The sequence below is a fragment of the Roseobacter sp. AzwK-3b genome (assembly GCF_000170875.1).
GTDB classification, from domain to species: Bacteria; Pseudomonadota; Alphaproteobacteria; order Rhodobacterales; family Rhodobacteraceae; genus Roseovarius; species Roseovarius litoreus.
On sequence record NZ_ABCR01000005.1, the window covers coordinates 131,931 to 146,559 of the forward strand.

The 14,629-nt window shown below is 65.4% G+C and carries 13 protein-coding genes; 9 read left to right on the forward strand and 4 right to left on the reverse strand.

Annotated features, from left to right (window positions below; translation table 11 throughout):
- The first annotated feature begins 78 nt into the window (after positions 1 to 78).
- The 5 genes from glnE (at position 79) to RAZWK3B_RS10600 (ending at position 5,761) form a co-directional block, all read left to right on the forward strand.
- Complete coding sequence (glnE, locus tag RAZWK3B_RS10580) at positions 79 to 2,868, forward strand: bifunctional [glutamate--ammonia ligase]-adenylyl-L-tyrosine phosphorylase/[glutamate--ammonia-ligase] adenylyltransferase (RefSeq protein ID WP_007814939.1); 2,790 nt, start codon at positions 79 to 81, stop codon at positions 2,866 to 2,868.
- Between the two features lies 1 nt (position 2,869).
- Positions 2,870 to 3,148 (forward strand): hypothetical protein, encoded by a 279-nt coding sequence (locus RAZWK3B_RS10585; protein WP_007814940.1) that lies wholly within the window; start codon positions 2,870 to 2,872, stop codon positions 3,146 to 3,148.
- Between the two features lie 195 nt (positions 3,149 to 3,343).
- Positions 3,344 to 3,979: a DUF6778 family protein gene (locus RAZWK3B_RS10590; protein ID WP_037295591.1), complete on the forward strand. Its 636-nt coding sequence runs from the start codon at positions 3,344 to 3,346 to the stop codon at positions 3,977 to 3,979.
- 37 nt (positions 3,980 to 4,016) lie between these two features.
- Positions 4,017 to 5,216: an RSP_2647 family RNA methyltransferase gene (locus RAZWK3B_RS10595; RefSeq protein ID WP_007814944.1), complete on the forward strand. Its 1,200-nt coding sequence runs from the start codon at positions 4,017 to 4,019 to the stop codon at positions 5,214 to 5,216.
- Complete coding sequence (locus tag RAZWK3B_RS10600; protein WP_007814948.1) at positions 5,216 to 5,761, forward strand: RSP_2648 family PIN domain-containing protein; 546 nt, start codon at positions 5,216 to 5,218, stop codon at positions 5,759 to 5,761. The genes RAZWK3B_RS10595 and RAZWK3B_RS10600 overlap by 1 nt, the downstream gene beginning before the upstream one ends.
- Before the next feature lie 81 nt (positions 5,762 to 5,842).
- On the opposite strand, the gene RAZWK3B_RS10605 is transcribed toward RAZWK3B_RS10600, so the two are convergent.
- Together RAZWK3B_RS10605 and RAZWK3B_RS10610 are read right to left on the reverse strand one after the other, a co-directional pair.
- Positions 5,843 to 6,532 (reverse strand): M48 family metalloprotease, encoded by a 690-nt coding sequence (locus RAZWK3B_RS10605; RefSeq protein ID WP_007814949.1) that lies wholly within the window; start codon positions 6,530 to 6,532, stop codon positions 5,843 to 5,845.
- Positions 6,533 to 6,605: 73 nt separating this feature from the next.
- The gene (locus RAZWK3B_RS10610) at positions 6,606 to 7,559 is read right to left on the reverse strand and encodes a radical SAM protein (protein ID WP_007814951.1); all 954 of its coding nucleotides are present in this window, start codon (positions 7,557 to 7,559) and stop codon (positions 6,606 to 6,608) included.
- A gap of 185 nt (positions 7,560 to 7,744) precedes the next feature.
- Here RAZWK3B_RS10610 and zwf point away from each other — a divergent pair, with 185 nt between their 5' ends.
- The 4 genes from zwf (at position 7,745) to RAZWK3B_RS10630 (ending at position 13,921) form a co-directional block, all read left to right on the forward strand.
- Positions 7,745 to 9,199, forward strand: coding sequence for a glucose-6-phosphate dehydrogenase (gene zwf / locus RAZWK3B_RS10615; protein WP_007814953.1), 1,455 nt, complete (start codon positions 7,745 to 7,747; stop codon positions 9,197 to 9,199).
- Complete coding sequence (gene pgl, locus RAZWK3B_RS10620; RefSeq protein WP_007814955.1) at positions 9,196 to 9,867, forward strand: 6-phosphogluconolactonase; 672 nt, start codon at positions 9,196 to 9,198, stop codon at positions 9,865 to 9,867. The genes zwf and pgl overlap by 4 nt, the downstream gene beginning before the upstream one ends.
- Positions 9,868 to 9,880: 13 nt before the next feature.
- Positions 9,881 to 11,491, forward strand: coding sequence for a glucose-6-phosphate isomerase (pgi, locus tag RAZWK3B_RS10625; RefSeq protein ID WP_007814957.1), 1,611 nt, complete (start codon positions 9,881 to 9,883; stop codon positions 11,489 to 11,491).
- A gap of 219 nt (positions 11,492 to 11,710) precedes the next feature.
- Positions 11,711 to 13,921 (forward strand): spermidine synthase, encoded by a 2,211-nt coding sequence (locus RAZWK3B_RS10630; RefSeq protein ID WP_007814959.1) that lies wholly within the window; start codon positions 11,711 to 11,713, stop codon positions 13,919 to 13,921.
- Between the two features lie 12 nt (positions 13,922 to 13,933).
- On the opposite strand, the gene RAZWK3B_RS10635 is transcribed toward RAZWK3B_RS10630, so the two are convergent.
- Together RAZWK3B_RS10635 and RAZWK3B_RS21450 are read right to left on the reverse strand one after the other, a co-directional pair.
- Positions 13,934 to 14,383 carry a cupin domain-containing protein gene (locus tag RAZWK3B_RS10635; RefSeq protein WP_037295636.1) on the reverse strand — a complete coding sequence of 150 codons (450 nt, stop codon included), beginning with the start codon at positions 14,381 to 14,383 and terminating at the stop codon, positions 13,934 to 13,936.
- A gap of 11 nt (positions 14,384 to 14,394) precedes the next feature.
- Positions 14,395 to 14,562 carry a hypothetical protein gene (locus tag RAZWK3B_RS21450; RefSeq protein ID WP_007814963.1) on the reverse strand — a complete coding sequence of 56 codons (168 nt, stop codon included), beginning with the start codon at positions 14,560 to 14,562 and terminating at the stop codon, positions 14,395 to 14,397.
- Between the last annotated feature and the right edge of the window lie 67 nt (positions 14,563 to 14,629).

Here is a 14,629-nt window from a genome sequence, read left to right on the forward strand (position 1 = left end):
TGCGCCGAATTGCCAGCCCCACGACATCCGCAGGTGACACCCCATTGACCCGGTGCGGCGGGGTTGTATCACTGAGGCATGGATTTCGCCGCTCGCATCACCCGCCTTCCCCGCGCCCATGACCCCGAACAGGGGGCCGAGGCGCGCGCGCTGTTTCCGGGGCTGTCGGCCCCGCTGGCCGATCTGGTCGAGGGGGCGGCGGGGTGCAGCCCGTATCTGAAGTCACTGGCCGAGGCCGAGCGCGACTGGCTGCCCAGGGCGCTGGAGGCGCCGGAGGCGGCGCTGGATGCGCTGCAGGACAGCTTGCGCGCCACGGCGCCCGACCTGTTGGCCGGCGCGTTGAGACAGGGCAAGCGGCGGGTGGCGCTGATGATCGGGTTGGCCGATCTGGCTGGTGTCTGGCCGCTCGAGGAGGTGACGGGGCGGCTGACGGAGTTTGCCGATCTGGCCTGCGATCTGGCGATGAAAGCCTGTGTCGGGGCGGAAATCCGGCGCGGCAAGCTGCCCGGCAAGACCGAGGACGATCTGCAGGTGGCGGGCGGCATGGTGGCGCTGGCGATGGGCAAGATGGGGGCGGGGGAGCTGAATTACAGCTCGGATATCGACCTGATCTGCCTGTTCGATGAGACGGGGTTTTCCGAAGGCGACTACCACGAGGCGCGCGCTTCGTTCGTGAGGGCCACGCGCAAGATGGCGGCGATGCTGAACGACCGCACCGCCGAGGGCTATGTGTTTCGCACCGATCTGCGGCTGCGTCCCGATCCGAGTGTGACTCCGGTCTGCATGGCGATGGCCGCCGCCGAGACCTATTATGAAAGTCTGGGGCGCACATGGGAGCGCGCGGCCTATATCAAGGCGCGGCCCTGCGCGGGCGATCTTGAGGCGGGAGCGCGGTTTCTCGAGGTGCTGCGGCCTTTCGTGTGGCGCAAGCATCTGGATTTCGCCGCGATCGAGGACGCGCATAACATGCGGCTGCGCATCCGCGAGCATAAGGGGCTTGGCGGGCGACTGACCTTGCCGGGGCACAACATGAAGCTGGGGCGCGGCGGCATCCGAGAGATCGAGTTCTTTACCCAGACCCGCCAGATCATTGCCGGCGGGCGTGATCCGGATCTGAGGGTGCGCGGCACGGTCGAGGGGCTGGCGAGGCTGGCTGAAAAGGGCTGGGTGCCGGAGGACGCGGCCGATGTGCTGACTGCGCATTACCGCTTTCACCGCGAGGTCGAACACCGCTTGCAGATGCTGCGCGATGCGCAGACCCATGATCTGCCGCAGTCGCAGGACGAGTTCGACCGGCTGGCGGCCTTCATGGGGCGCGACACGCCCGGATTGCAGGCCGAATTGCTGGAGCGGTTGAACGAGGTGCATGAGCTGATCGAGGGGTTTTTCGCCCCCGAGGGCCCGGAGCCTGTGTCGCAGGAGGCCGATGCGCTGTTCGACGACGAGATCATCGGGCGCTGGCCGTCCTATCCGGCGCTGCGTTCGCAGCGGGCGGGGGAGATCTTCGGACGGCTGAAGCCGGATATCCTTGCACGGCTGGCGCGGACGGCCCATCCGCAAGAGGCGCTGCTGGCCTTCGACGGGTTTCTGGCGGGGCTGCCTGCGGGGGTGCAGGTGTTTTCGCTCTTCGAGGCCAATCCGCAGCTTGTCGATCTGCTGGTGGATATTGCGGGCACGTCGCCCAAGCTGGCAGGGCATCTGTCGCGTCATGCGGGGGTGTTCGATGCAGTAATCGCGGGGGATTTCTTTGCCGCATGGCCGGGGCGCGCGGCGCTGGAGGCGGATCTGACGGCGCGCCTGCAGGCCGAGGACGATTACGAGCGCAAGCTGGATGCAGCAAGGCGCTGGAAGAAGGAATGGCATTTCCGGGTGGGCGTGCACCATCTGCGGGGGCTGGTGGATGCGGATGCGGCGGGGCTGCACTATGCCGATCTGGCGGGGGCCGTGATCGGGGCGCTCTGGCCTGTCGTGCGGGCGCAGTTCGCGCAAAAGCACGGCGATTGGCCGGGGCGCGGCGCCGTGGTGCTGGGGATGGGATCGCTTGGCGCCGAGCGGCTGAATGCCGAATCCGATCTGGATCTGATCGTGATCTATGATGCGGACGGGGTCGAAGGCTCGGAGGGGCGCAGGCCGCTGGCGACACGGACTTATTATGCGCGGCTGACGCAGGCGATGATTACCGCGCTGACCGCGCCGATGGCGGAAGGCAAGCTTTACGAGGTGGACATGCGGCTGCGCCCCTCGGGCAATCAGGGGCCGGTGGCGACGGGTTGGAGCGCGTTTCGCGATTATCAGCAGACCGAAGCCTGGGTCTGGGAGCATCTGGCGCTGACCCGTGCGCGGGTGATCGCGGGGCCGAAGGATCTGACCGAGGATGTCGAGGGGTTCCGCGCGGCGCTTCTGGCCGAAAAGGGCAAGGTGGAAGGTGTGATCCGGGAGGCCGCGGCGATGCGCGCCCGGGTCGCCGATGCCAAGCGGCCCGAGGGGCCGTGGGATCCCAAGCTGGGGTCGGGGCGCCTGCAGGAGATCGAGCTGATCGCGCAGGCGGGCAGCCTGATGGCTGGCGAAACGCAGCGCAGCGTCGCGGCGGGGGTGGCCGCCGGTGTCGCGATCGGCTGGCTGGATGACGCGGGCGACCATGCGCTTTTGCGGGCATACGGGCTTTTCTGGCGCGTGTTGCAGGCGTCCAAGCTGCTGAGCGACCGCCCGCTTGATCCGGGCAGGATCGGTGAGGGCGGCACGGCTTTCGTGCTGCGAGAAACCGGCCACGAGACGCTGGCCGATTTGCAGGCCGATCTGGAGGCTGCCGCACACGAGGCAGCGCAGGTCATCGACAGGGCGCTGACCCAAGCGTCAGGGGAGAAGTGAGATGAAGCGCGATCCGATGGACCACAAGGGCCTCATCCGGGAGGCATACCATATCGACGGGATCGGGCCGCCGGAATGCCGCTCGATCTTTCTGGATTGGGCGCTGTCGCTGCCGCATGACACCGATCAGGCCAAGGCGATCGGCGCGATGCTGGAGCGCTACGGGCAGGATGCGCCGGAGCATCCGATGACGCGTGTGCTGCAAGACGGGCTTGCCTCAGCGGGGCCGGCGCGGCGGCGCGGCGGCTGGCGCGCGCGCGACCGCGACCCACAGGCCTGAGTGCTGCGGCAAGCTGGGTTTTGCCGGGCAAAGAGGGCGCCACAGCGCGGCGTTTTGAGGGCATTTTCTGGCCCGATTGGCCGATTGCGCCGCCATTTCATCACGTAAAAACGCCAGACCTGACGAATTTCAGCCCTAATTCCCGGTCATCTTCTTCCTCGATAACACAGGGCGGAAATCGCTCAGGAGGAAGAAATGGTAGCAATTCGTATGATTTCGGTGCTTCTGCTGGGACTGACTGTCTCGGGATGTGCCTCGATTGAAACGGCGACGCGGAACGCGCCTTTGGATGTGGGTGGCCTCGAGGCGCCTGCGGTCGCTGTCGATGTGCGCGACATCAGGGTTTCGGTCCCTGAAACGCTCAGGGTGTCCGAGGCCAATGCCTATCTGCCGGCGGGTGACATCGTGTGGCGTGGCGATCCGCCGGGCAACCGTCATGACCAGGTGAAGGCGATTTTCGAAGAGGCGCTGCAGCGCGGAACGGCGACGATGACCCCGGGGCATCTTCCCGTGGTGGTCGAGGTCGAGGTGGCGCGTTTTCATGCGCTGACCGAAAAGGCGCGCTATACCGTGGGGGGCATGCACGGGTTGCACTTCGTCATGCAGCTGCGCCATGCCGAGACCGGTGCGCTTGTCGGCAAGCCGGAACTGATCAAGGCGAATCTGCGGGGCTTTGGCGGGCAGGCCGCGATCGAGGCGGACCGCATCGGCCAGACCCAGAAAGTGCGCATCACCGATCATCTGGCCAATGTGATCCGTCAGGAACTGAGCGGTCCGGACGGCTATGTGGCGGCCAATCTGAGGTTGGGTGGCCTGAGCGGCCAACTCTGATCTTTTCCAGGACGCGCAAAGGGCTTATGGGGACAGCATGACGCTGTCCCCTTATCCTGTTGTGCGCCTGAAACCCAAGGCGCAGGCCACCCGTGCCGTGAGGCACGGATTTCCCTGGATCTATGACAATGAGCTGGTGACCGACCGGCGCAGCCGGTCGCTGGCGCCGGGCACGATCGCGGTGCTGGAGGATGCCGAGCGCACGCCCCTGGCGCTGGTCGCGGTGAATCCCGGCTCGCGGATCATGGCGCGGGTGCTGGATCGCGACAGTCGCGCCCGGATCGACGAGGGCTGGCTGCGCGCGCGGCTGGTGCGGGCGCTGGCCTTGCGCGAGCGGCTTTATGATGCGCCGTTCTACCGGCTGGTTCATGCCGAGGCGGATGGTCTGCCGGGGGTGGTGATCGACCGATTCGGCGATATCGCGGTGATCCAGCCCAATGCGGCATGGGCGGATGTGCATCTGCCGGCGCTGGTGGCGGCGCTGACCGAGGTGACCGGCGTCAGCACCGTTCTGAAGAATGCGGGCGGACGGGCGAGGGGGCTTGAGGGCCTCGACGATGTGAGCCGGGTCGAGATCGGCACGGCGCCCGGTGCGCCGGTGGCGGTGCCGATGAACGGGGCGCTCTACATGGCCGATCTGGAGGGCGGGCAGAAAACCGGGCTGTTCTTCGATCAGCGTCCGAACCATGCCTTTGCCGCGGGGTTGAGCCGGGGGGCGAAGGTGCTCGATGTGTTTTCGCATGTGGGGGGCTTTGCGCTCGCGGCGCTTGCAGGCGGGGCGGCCAGCGCGCTGGCGGTCGATGGCTCGGCTCCGGCGCTGACGCTGGCGGAAGAGGGCGCGCGCCGGAGCGGGCTTGAGGCGCGGTTTGCCACGCGCCGGGGCGATGCGTTCGATGTGCTGGCGGCCCTGGCCGAGGAGGGCGCGCGATTTGACGTGGTGATCTGTGATCCGCCCGCGTTCGCGCCGTCGAAAAAGGCATTGGAGGCGGGATTGCGCGCCTATGAGCGCGTCGCGCGGATGGCGGCGGTGCTGGTTGAAGAGGGCGGGTTTCTGGGGCTGTGCTCATGCTCGCACGCGGCAGATCTGGGCAAGTTCCGGGGGGCTTGCGTGCGCGGCATCGGGCGGGCGGGACGCGAGGGGCAGCTTGTGCATACCGGATTTGCGGGGCCGGATCATCCGCTGCATCCGCAACTGGCGGAATCGGGCTACCTCAAGGCGTTGTTCTTCCGGCTGTGATGAAGGTCGTACTGGATACCTGCGTGATCTATCCCACGGTGATGCGCCAGATGCTTCTGGGGGTTGCGGCGCGGGGCGTCTATACGCCGCTCTGGTCCGGGCGGATCGTTGGCGAATGGCTGCGCGCGGCGGAAAAACTCGGGATCCATGGGGCAGCACAGGCGCGCGCCGAGGCGGCGATGCTGTCGGCACACTGGCCCGAGGCCGAAGTCAGCTATCCGATGTCACTGGAGGCGCGGCTCTGGCTGCCGGATGCGGCGGATATTCATGTTCTGGCGGCGGCGGTTGCGGGATCGGCGGATGTGATCGTGACGCTGAACGTCAAGGATTTTCCGCGCAACGTGCTGGCCGACGAGGGCATCAGCCGCGCCGATCCGGACAGTTTCCTGCACGGCATCTGGCAGGCGCAACCCGATCTGGTGCAAGCGGTGGCCGATGAGGTTCTGGCCGAGGCCAACCGGCTCTCGGGCAGGACATGGGAGATGCGCGCGCTGCTGAAAAAAGCGCGCCTGCCGCGTTTGGCGAAAGCGGTTGCGGCGGGCTGAGATTTTTCTGCGAAAAATCTGGATTTTGGGGTGGGGAGATTTTTCTGCGAAAAATCCAAGACGGGCGCGGGCGGTACGGGCTCAGCCCTCGATCGCCCATTTCGCTTCGAGTTTTTCGATCGCCGTGATGCGCTCTTCGGTCTTGGGGTGGCTCATCAGCCATGCAGGCACCGCGCCGGCGCGGGCTTCGGTCAGGGCTTCGAGCTTGCGAAACAGCGATTTCTGCGCCTCGGTGCCGATCTGGGCCTTGGTGAGCAGGGCGGCGGCATAGGCGTCGGCCTCGTATTCATCGCCGCGCGAAAGGCGCGCGGCCAGAAGCGTGGTCAGCCCGTTGGCGATCCAGACGCCGATACCGGGCAGAAACTTCGACAAGATCATCGCCATCGCCGTGCGCAGGGCGTTCTGACCCGAAAAGTCGATCATCCGGCGGCGCGTATGACCAAGCGCCACATGGCCCAGCTCATGCGCGATGACCGAGGCTAGCTCTTCGGCGCTGACCTCGCCATTCTGGAATTTGCGATAGAAGCCGCGGGTGATGAAGATGCGCCCGTCCGGGGCGGCAAGGCCATTGACCGGATCGATCTCGTAGATATGGACCCGGATGCGCGGCACATCGAGGGCGTTGGCCAGCCTGTCGGTCATCTGCTTGAGGCGCGGATCGGCCAGTTCCGTCGAGCGCGCGTCAAGTTCACGCCGGGTGCGCCAGACCGAGAACCGGTACATGACGACCGCGTAGAGAATGGCCAGCAGGATGGGCGTGAAACGGATCATGCTGCCTATATGGGGCGGTATGCCGGGGGCGGCAAGATGGCCTGTCCACGGCAGATGCCATATGATGGCGCGATCATCCCGAACAGCTGGCGCCGCCCAGGACGCAGAACTTGGCGCAATGCGGATGGTTGAGCGCCACGTCGCGCTCGGCCTCGGCCAGGGTGGCGCCCAGCTCGAATTCGGGCGCATAGGGCAGAAGCGTGCAGGCCAGCACTGCGGGTTTTGCAGCACCCCGCCGCTTGACCACCATGCGCGAGGAGGCGCACATCACGCTGTCGGGTGTTTTGCCGAGGATATCCCAGCAGGCGGTGGTGATTTCGGGCACTTCGACGCTGTCGTCCATTTCGGGGAAAAGCACGGTCTGGGCGGGGTCATGGGCGTCGATGTCGAAGCCATGCGTCTTGTAAAGTGCGGCGTAGCCCGCGCGCGAGGCCGCGTCGGTTTCGCCCCAGACGGTGCGGCCCGCGACCGCCATGCGAATGCCCGCATCGCGCAGCCAGCACATGCCCTCGATGGTGCGCTTGAAGGCATCCTTGCCGCGCTCTTCATCGTGACGCACCTCGGACCAGTGATCGACCGAGATGCGCAAGGTGAGCGTGTCGCGCCATGTCTTTGCCAGATCCAGCAGCCCGGCCTTGACGCTTTTGCGCATCATCGGGCGCATGGCGTTGGTGAGGATCAGCACCTCGTAGCCGCGTTCGAGGCACGCGCGGGTCATCGAGATCATCTCGGGGTTCATGAACGGCTCGCCGCCGGTGAAGCCGATTTCCCGGATCGGCCAGCCGCGTTCGGTGATCTGATCGAGGTAGTCGAGCACCTCGTCGGCGGTGATATAGACCAGCCGGTCATTGGTGGGCGAGCTTTCAATGTAACAATTGGCGCAGGTGATGTTGCACAGCGTGCCGGTGTTGAACCAGAGCGTTTCTGGCCGAGAGAGAGGCACGCTTGCACGGGTCTGGCCGTCGGCGGTGCGCGCGGGGTCCTGAAACTTGCCGGAATTGGCCTGCGGGAGACTGACGTCCATCATGTATTCGATCCGTTACCTTGTTCGCGCAGAGTGCTAACCCAGTGTGGGCACGAAAGAAACCGGGCGCACCCGCTTTGACGCCATTGTGAACGTGGGTGTGCGTGGTAGACTTTGATTGGTTCGGGAGTTAAACGGTGCCTGTTAACGCTAACATCGACTGGCCGCAGAGCGGCAGGAGGGGTCCAATGGTATCGCGCGTCATCCCGGTCGATCCGTTCGATCTTGTGGTCTTCGGCGGCACGGGCGATCTGGCACGGCGCAAGATCTTGCCAGCGCTGTTCCGCAGGTTTCAGGCCGGGCAGATGGGCGACAGCTCGAGGGTGATCGGGGCGGCACGCTCGGATATGGACGCGGAGGCCTATCGCGGCTTCGTGCGCGCGGCGATCGAGGAGTTCGACCCGCAGGCGGCCAGTGACAGCGCCGCGCTGGAGGAGTTTCTGGGGCGGCTGAGCTATGTCGCGCTGGATGCCAAGGGGACGGCGGGCTGGGACAAGCTGGCGGGCGAGGTGAGTGCCGGGCGCATCCGGGCGTTCTATTTCTCGGTCGGGCCGGGCCTGTTCGGTGATCTGGCTCAGAGGCTGCATGATTACGGCATGGCCGATCACGACAGCCGGATCGTGGTGGAAAAGCCCTTTGGCCGCGATCTGGCCAGTGCGCGGGCGTTGAACCGAGGTCTGGCGCAGCATTTTCAGGAGCATCAGATTTACCGCATCGATCATTATCTGGGCAAGGAGACCGTCCAGAACCTGATGGCGGTGCGCTTTGGCAACATGCTGTTCGAGCCATTGTGGAACAGCCAGTATGTCGATCACATCCAGATCACCGTGGCTGAAAGCGTGGGTGTCGGAGGGCGCGGCGATTACTATGACCGCGCGGGTGCGATGCGCGACATGATGCAAAATCACCTGATGCAGCTTCTGTGCCTGATCGCGATGGAGCCGCCCGCCAAGTTCGACCCGGACGCGGTGCGCGACGAGAAGCTGAAAGTGATCCGTGCGCTGGATCCGGTGGCGCCGGACAATGTGGTGCGCGGCCAGTATCAGGCCGAGGGCGACAAGCCCGATTACTGCACCCAGGTCGAAAATCCCGACAGCCGGACGGAAAGTTTCGTGGCGCTCAAGGCGCATATCTCGAACTGGCGATGGGCGGGCACGCCGTTCTATCTGCGCACGGGCAAGCGCCTGAAGGACCGCGCCAGCGAGATCGCGGTGGTCTTCAAGGAGGCGCCGCATTCGATTTTCGGCGCCGGGGCCGGGCGGCATCGCAATATTCTGACGATCAAGCTGCAACCCAATGAGGGGATCGAGTTGGGCGTGACCATCAAGGAGCCGGGGCCGGGGGGGATGCGTCTGATCGATGTGCCGCTGGACATGACCTTTGCCGAGGCGCTTGGACCGGACAGCGCGGATTTCCCCGATGCCTATGAGCGGTTAATCATGGATGTGATCCGGGGCAACCAGACGCTGTTCATGCGCGGCGATGAGGTCGAGGCGGCCTGGGCCTGGACCGATCCGATTATCGAAGGTTGGGAGGAGCGGAGCGAGGCGCCGCAGCCCTATGCTTCGGGAAGCGCGGGGCCGGATGATTCGCTGATGCTGATGCATCGCGACGGGCGCCGCTGGAGGGAGATAAAGCCATGATATTTCAGGACTATGCCGATCAGGAGATGCTGGTGATCGACGTGGCCAACCGGCTGGTGGGGGATTTGACCGCGACGCTGGAGCATGAGGAGCGGGCGCTGTTCGTGGTGCCGGGCGGCACGACGCCGGGGCCGATTTTCGATGCGCTTTGCGATGTGCGGCTGGACTGGAGCCGGGTGGATGTGATGCTGAGCGACGAGCGGTGGGTGCCGGAGGTGCATGTGCGCTCGAACACCCGTCTGATCCGCGAGCGTCTTTTGGTGGGGCGCGCGGCCGAGGCGCGTTTCCTGCCGCTTTACGCCAAGGCCGACACGCCAGAAGAGGTGCTGGCGGAACTGGAGGCCAATATCGTCCCGCGGCTGCCGATCTCGGTGCTGTTGCTGGGGATGGGCGAGGATATGCACACCGCCTCGCTTTTTCCGGGGGCGGACAATCTGGAGGCGGCGCTGGCCCATGATGCGCCGGTTCTGGTGGCGATGCGCGCGTCGGGCCTGCCGGAGCCGAGGGTGAGCCTTTCGGCGCGGGTGCTGGATGGGGCGCTGAGCAAGCATTTGGTCATCACCGGCAATGCCAAGCGCACGGCTTTGGACCGGGCGCAAAGCAGCACGGCGCTGCAGGCGCCGGTGCGCGCGGTGCTCGAGGATATGGTGGTGCATTGGGCCGTATGAGGGGTGAATCGGCATGTATGACAGGCTGAAGGCATTGGCCGAGGCGCTGAACGCGCAGGATATCGTCACGCTCTTTGCCCAAGATGCGGGACGGGCCGAGGCGTTTTCGCTGCGCCATGACGGGATGCTGCTGGATTATTCCAAGACGCGGATCACCGATGCGGTGCGCGCGGGCCTGATCGATCTGGCGGAGACGCGGCAGGTGGCCGCGCGGCGCGATGCGATGTTTGCGGGGCAGGCGATCAACGAAACCGAAGGCCGCGCCGTGCTGCATAGCGCCCTGCGCAATCTGGAAGCCAAGCCCGTTCTGGTCGAGGGGCGCGACGTGATGCCGGAGGTTCTGGAGACGCTCGCGCGGATGGAGCGTTTTGCCGAGGATCTGCGCGCGGGTCGCATCAAGGGGCAGGGCGGGGCGATCACCGATGTGGTCAATATCGGGATCGGTGGCTCGCATCTGGGACCTGACATGGCGACACGGGCGCTGGCGCCCTATCACGACGGGCCGCGCTGTCATTTCGTGTCGAATGTCGATGGCGCCGATATCCATGATACGCTGCGCGGGCTTGATCCGGGCAGGACGCTGGTGATCGTGGCCTCGAAAACCTTCACCACCATTGAGACGATGACCAATGCGCGCACCGCCCGCGACTGGATGGCGGGTGCGGTGGACGCGCCTGCAGAGCAGTTCGTCGCTGTCTCGAGCGCGCTGGATCGCACGGCGGAGTTCGGCATCGCGCCCGAGCGGGTCTTTGGCTTTGCCGATTGGGTCGGTGGGCGCTATTCGCTCTGGGGGCCGATCGGTTTGCCGCTCTTGATCGCGGTAGGTCCTGCAGATTTTCGGGCATTCCTGAGCGGGGGTGCCGATATGGACGCGCATTTCTGCAAAGCTCCGATGTCTGAAAACATGCCGGTCATGCTGGCGCTGACGGGGCTTTGGCATCATCAGGTCTGCGGCTATCCGACACGCGCGGTGCTGCCCTATGATCAGCGTCTGGCGCGGCTGCCGGCCTATCTGCAACAGCTCGAGATGGAATCGAACGGCAAGCGCGTGACGATGGCGGGCGACGATCTGCAGGGGCCATGCGGCCCGATCGTCTGGGGAGAGCCGGGGACCAACGGACAGCACGCGTTCTATCAGCTGATCCATCAGGGCACGCAAGTGGTGCCGTGCGAGTTCATGGTCGCGGCAACCGGGCACGAGCCCGAGCTTGCGCATCATCACCGCCTTCTGGTGGCCAATTGCCTGGCGCAGTCCGAGGCGCTGATGGTGGGTCGATCGCTGGAGCAGGCCCGCGAGATGATGGCCGCAGCCGGTCTGACAGGCGACGCGCTGGAGCGGCAGGCGCGACACCGGGTGTTTCCGGGCAACCGGCCCTCGACCACCTTGATCTATGACCGGCTGACGCCGCGGCGTTTGGGGCAGGTCATCGCGCTATACGAGCATCGGGTGTTTGTCGAAGGGGTGATCCTTGGGATCAACTCGTTCGATCAATGGGGGGTCGAACTGGGCAAGGTGCTGGCGGGAGAGTTGGAGCCGATCCTGACCGGCGAGGCCTCCGCCGAGGAAAAGGACGGATCGACCCGCGCGCTGGTGGAATTCGTGCGCGGCTGCGCCGGGGGGTAACGCCCGGCCCGCCAGGGGCAGGCGCAGACACGCAAGGGCCGCCGGTTTGGTTACACCTCGGCGTGATTGTTTCGTGACCGCCGGGATTGCCCGGACGGGGGAGCGGGCGTGGCGCCGGGTAGGTTTCCAAATCTGACGGTAATGGGGCCAAGGCTGCCTCATTTTTTCCGTTTAGATGTGGTTGTGTCCCGCAAGGTAATCTTGTGTTGAGGCAGTCCCATGCAGTCGTCCCCCATCTCCGCAGTGTCGCAAAGCCGCGCGCTTGCGCCTGTCTTGTTCACGGCCACGATCTTCTTGTCGGCGTCCTTGCTGTTTTTCGTGCAGCCCTTGTTCACCAAGATCGTGCTTCCGAGGATCGGAGGCTCGCCCGCGGTCTGGACGACCGCGATGCTGTTTTTCCAGCTGGTTCTGATCGCGGGCTATCTCTATGCCCATCTGCTGACGCGGCATCTTTCGGTGCGGGCGCAGCTGATCGTGCATCTGGGGGTCTGGGCCGCGGCGCTTCTGTTTTTGCCGCTGACCGTTCCGCAGGACTGGCAGTTCGATCCGGCAGGCGCGGTGGCGTGGCAGACGCTCCTGCTTTTCGCGGCAGGGGTGGGGCTGCCGTTCTTTGCGCTTTCGGCCAATGCGCCGCTGATCCAGTTCTGGTATGCGCGATCGGGCGGGCCATCGGCATCCGACCCCTATTTTCTTTATGGCGCGAGCAACCTTGGATCGCTGACCGCCTTGCTGGGTTTTCCGCTGCTGGCAGCGCCGTTTCTGGGGGCGGCCAGCATCGGTCTGGGCTGGGCTTGCGGCTTTGTGGCGCTTGGCGCGTTTCTTCTGGCCAGCGGGCTGCAGGCGCGTGAGGGCGGCGCGGTGGCGCGGCCCGTCAGGGCGGCCCAAGCCGCAGCGGACCGGCCCAAGGCGGGCGATATCGTCTGGTGGGCGCTGCTGGCATTCGTGCCCTCGTCGTTGATGCTGGCGGTCACATCCAAGGTCAGTCTGGATGTGGGATCGGTGCCGTTGGTGTGGGTCGTGCCGCTGTCGCTTTATCTGCTGAGTTTCGTCGTCACCTTCTCGAACCGGACGTGGCGGGCGCTGCCCCATGCCGAGACGGGCATGACGGTGGTGCTGATCGTGATGCTGGTGCTGTTGGGGGGAACATCGGGCAAGCATCTGAGCTGGCTGAGTGTGGCCGTCCTGATCGTGGGGTTTTTCCTTGTTGCACTTTATGCGCATCGCAAACTCTATGAGGCGCGGCCCGCGAGCGCGCATCTGACCGCGTTCTACCTGACCATGTCGGTGGGCGGGGCGCTTGGGGGCTTGTTCAATTCGATCATCGGGCCGGTGCTGTTTTCGGGGCTTTATGAAGGTGTTGCCACGCTTCTGGTGGCACGCTTGCTGATGCTGGGTGTCCGCGAGCGCATTGCGCAGGTGCCGGGTGCGTTGCTACGCGGCGCGGCGGTGGCGGGCCTTGCGGCGGTGCCGGCGCTGGCGGCGTGGGCGGTGTTGGGGATCGAGGGTGTGACGATCCTTCTGGCGCTCCTGGCGGTGCCGGGGCTGATCGCGCTTTTGTGGCTGGGACAGGACCGGGTGGCGGGGTTTGGTGCTGCGGTGACGCTGCTGATCGCGGCGTTGTCGGTCTGGCCGGATACGGCGCAGTTCCGCGACCGCAGCTTTTTCGGCACGCATATCGTCGCCAATGAGGATGGCATGCGCATCTATGGCAACGGCACGACGGTGCATGGCGCGCAGCGCCTGTCGGATGACGCGCGGAGCGTGACGCCCGAGCCGCTGTTCTATTATCATCGCAATGGGCCGATGGCGCAGGTCATGACCTCGAAGCGGGGTCAGCAGGCGCAGAGCGTGGGTATTGTCGGTCTGGGGGTCGGCTCATTGGCCTGTTACCGGCAGCCGCATCAGGACTGGCAGTTCTACGAGATCGACCCGATGGTGGACATGGTGGCCCGTATGCCGCATCTGTTCCGGTTCGTTTCGGACTGCGCGCCGGAGGCGCCGACGCATCTGGGCGATGCGCGCATCGTGCTCGAAGATCAGACGGAGCATCGCTATGATATCTTGGTGATCGACGCCTACAGCTCGGATTCGGTGCCGGTGCATCTGACCACCGACGAGGCGATCGCGCTCTATATGGACCGATTGGCGGCAGGGGGTGTGCTGGTTTTCCACATCTCTAATCGCTATTACGAGATCGAGCGCCCGCTTGGCCGCAGTGCCGAGGCGCAGGGACTGGTGGCGCGTCTTCAGGACTACGCCGGCAATGCCGCCAGCGACCCCGGAGATTCACCCTCGAAAGTGGTGATCATGGCGCGTGATGGCGCGGATCTGGGCGATTTGGCGGATGATCCCAGATGGCAGAGCCTTGGCAGCGATGGCGGGCGGCTGTGGACCGATGATTACGCCAACCTGCTGTCGATCCTGAAATGAGCCGGTGGGGCGTCACGCCGTCGGGTCAGTGCGGGGGATGTCGAAGCCGGGGGCTGCGAGGGTAAAGCCGTCGAAGGTGAAGCCCGGAGACACCACGCAGCTGACCAGTGTCCAGTCGCCGGTGCTGCGGGCCATCTGCCAATGGCCGTCGGGCACGATCAACTGCGGCTGTGCGCCCGAGGCCAGATCGGGGCCGAGGATGTGATCGCGGGCGGGGCCGGTATCGGTGGCCGCCAGCGACAGGATCAGCGGCGCGCCCGCATGATAGAGCCAAAGCTCGGCGGCATCGACGCGGTGCCAATGGCTGGCCTCAGTGTCGCGCAACAGGAAATAGATGCAGGTGGCGGTGGGGCGGTCATTGGGGCGGCCCATCATGCTGTCGGCGGCCCATGTCTGCCGGTAATGACCGCCTTCGGGATGCGGGGCCAGGTTCAGCTTGGCTATGATCTCGTCGGCGGTCATCATTATGTCTCTCACATTCCGCTGGCCGGCACGCAATCGACCATGGAGCTGTCGATCTGCTTGACCGGGTCTTCGGCGGTGCATTCTTCGCCGGAGACGGGGTAGCGATCCTCATTGACGCAGGCGGCAAGAAACAGGGCTGCGGTGAGGGTCAGGAAAACTTTCATCAATGCGTCCATTGCTCAAACTCCTTGAAGCGGGCCAGTCCGGCCCGTTGATGGCCCTTCGGGTTTAGCAGGGACGCCC

Bases quoted from the DNA above. Each gene is read 5' to 3' on its own strand.
- glnE (WP_007814939.1), top strand. From the start codon at position 79: ATGGATTTCGCCGCTCGCATCACCCGCCTTCCCCGCGCCCATGACCCC.
- RAZWK3B_RS10585 (WP_007814940.1), top strand. From the start codon at position 2,870: ATGAAGCGCGATCCGATGGACCACAAGGGCCTCATCCGGGAGGCATAC.
- RAZWK3B_RS10610 (WP_007814951.1), bottom strand. From the start codon at position 7,559: ATGATGGACGTCAGTCTCCCGCAGGCCAATTCCGGCAAGTTTCAGGAC.
- RAZWK3B_RS21450 (WP_007814963.1), bottom strand. From the start codon at position 14,562: ATGGACGCATTGATGAAAGTTTTCCTGACCCTCACCGCAGCCCTGTTT.
- RAZWK3B_RS10630 (WP_007814959.1), top strand. From the start codon at position 11,711: ATGCAGTCGTCCCCCATCTCCGCAGTGTCGCAAAGCCGCGCGCTTGCG.
- RAZWK3B_RS10600 (WP_007814948.1), top strand. From the start codon at position 5,216: ATGAAGGTCGTACTGGATACCTGCGTGATCTATCCCACGGTGATGCGC.
- pgi (WP_007814957.1), top strand. From the start codon at position 9,881: ATGTATGACAGGCTGAAGGCATTGGCCGAGGCGCTGAACGCGCAGGAT.
- RAZWK3B_RS10635 (WP_037295636.1), bottom strand. From the start codon at position 14,383: ATGACCGCCGACGAGATCATAGCCAAGCTGAACCTGGCCCCGCATCCC.
- zwf (WP_007814953.1), top strand. From the start codon at position 7,745: ATGGTATCGCGCGTCATCCCGGTCGATCCGTTCGATCTTGTGGTCTTC.
- RAZWK3B_RS10590 (WP_037295591.1), top strand. From the start codon at position 3,344: ATGGTAGCAATTCGTATGATTTCGGTGCTTCTGCTGGGACTGACTGTC.
- pgl (WP_007814955.1), top strand. From the start codon at position 9,196: ATGATATTTCAGGACTATGCCGATCAGGAGATGCTGGTGATCGACGTG.
- RAZWK3B_RS10605 (WP_007814949.1), bottom strand. From the start codon at position 6,532: ATGATCCGTTTCACGCCCATCCTGCTGGCCATTCTCTACGCGGTCGTC.
- RAZWK3B_RS10595 (WP_007814944.1), top strand. From the start codon at position 4,017: ATGACGCTGTCCCCTTATCCTGTTGTGCGCCTGAAACCCAAGGCGCAG.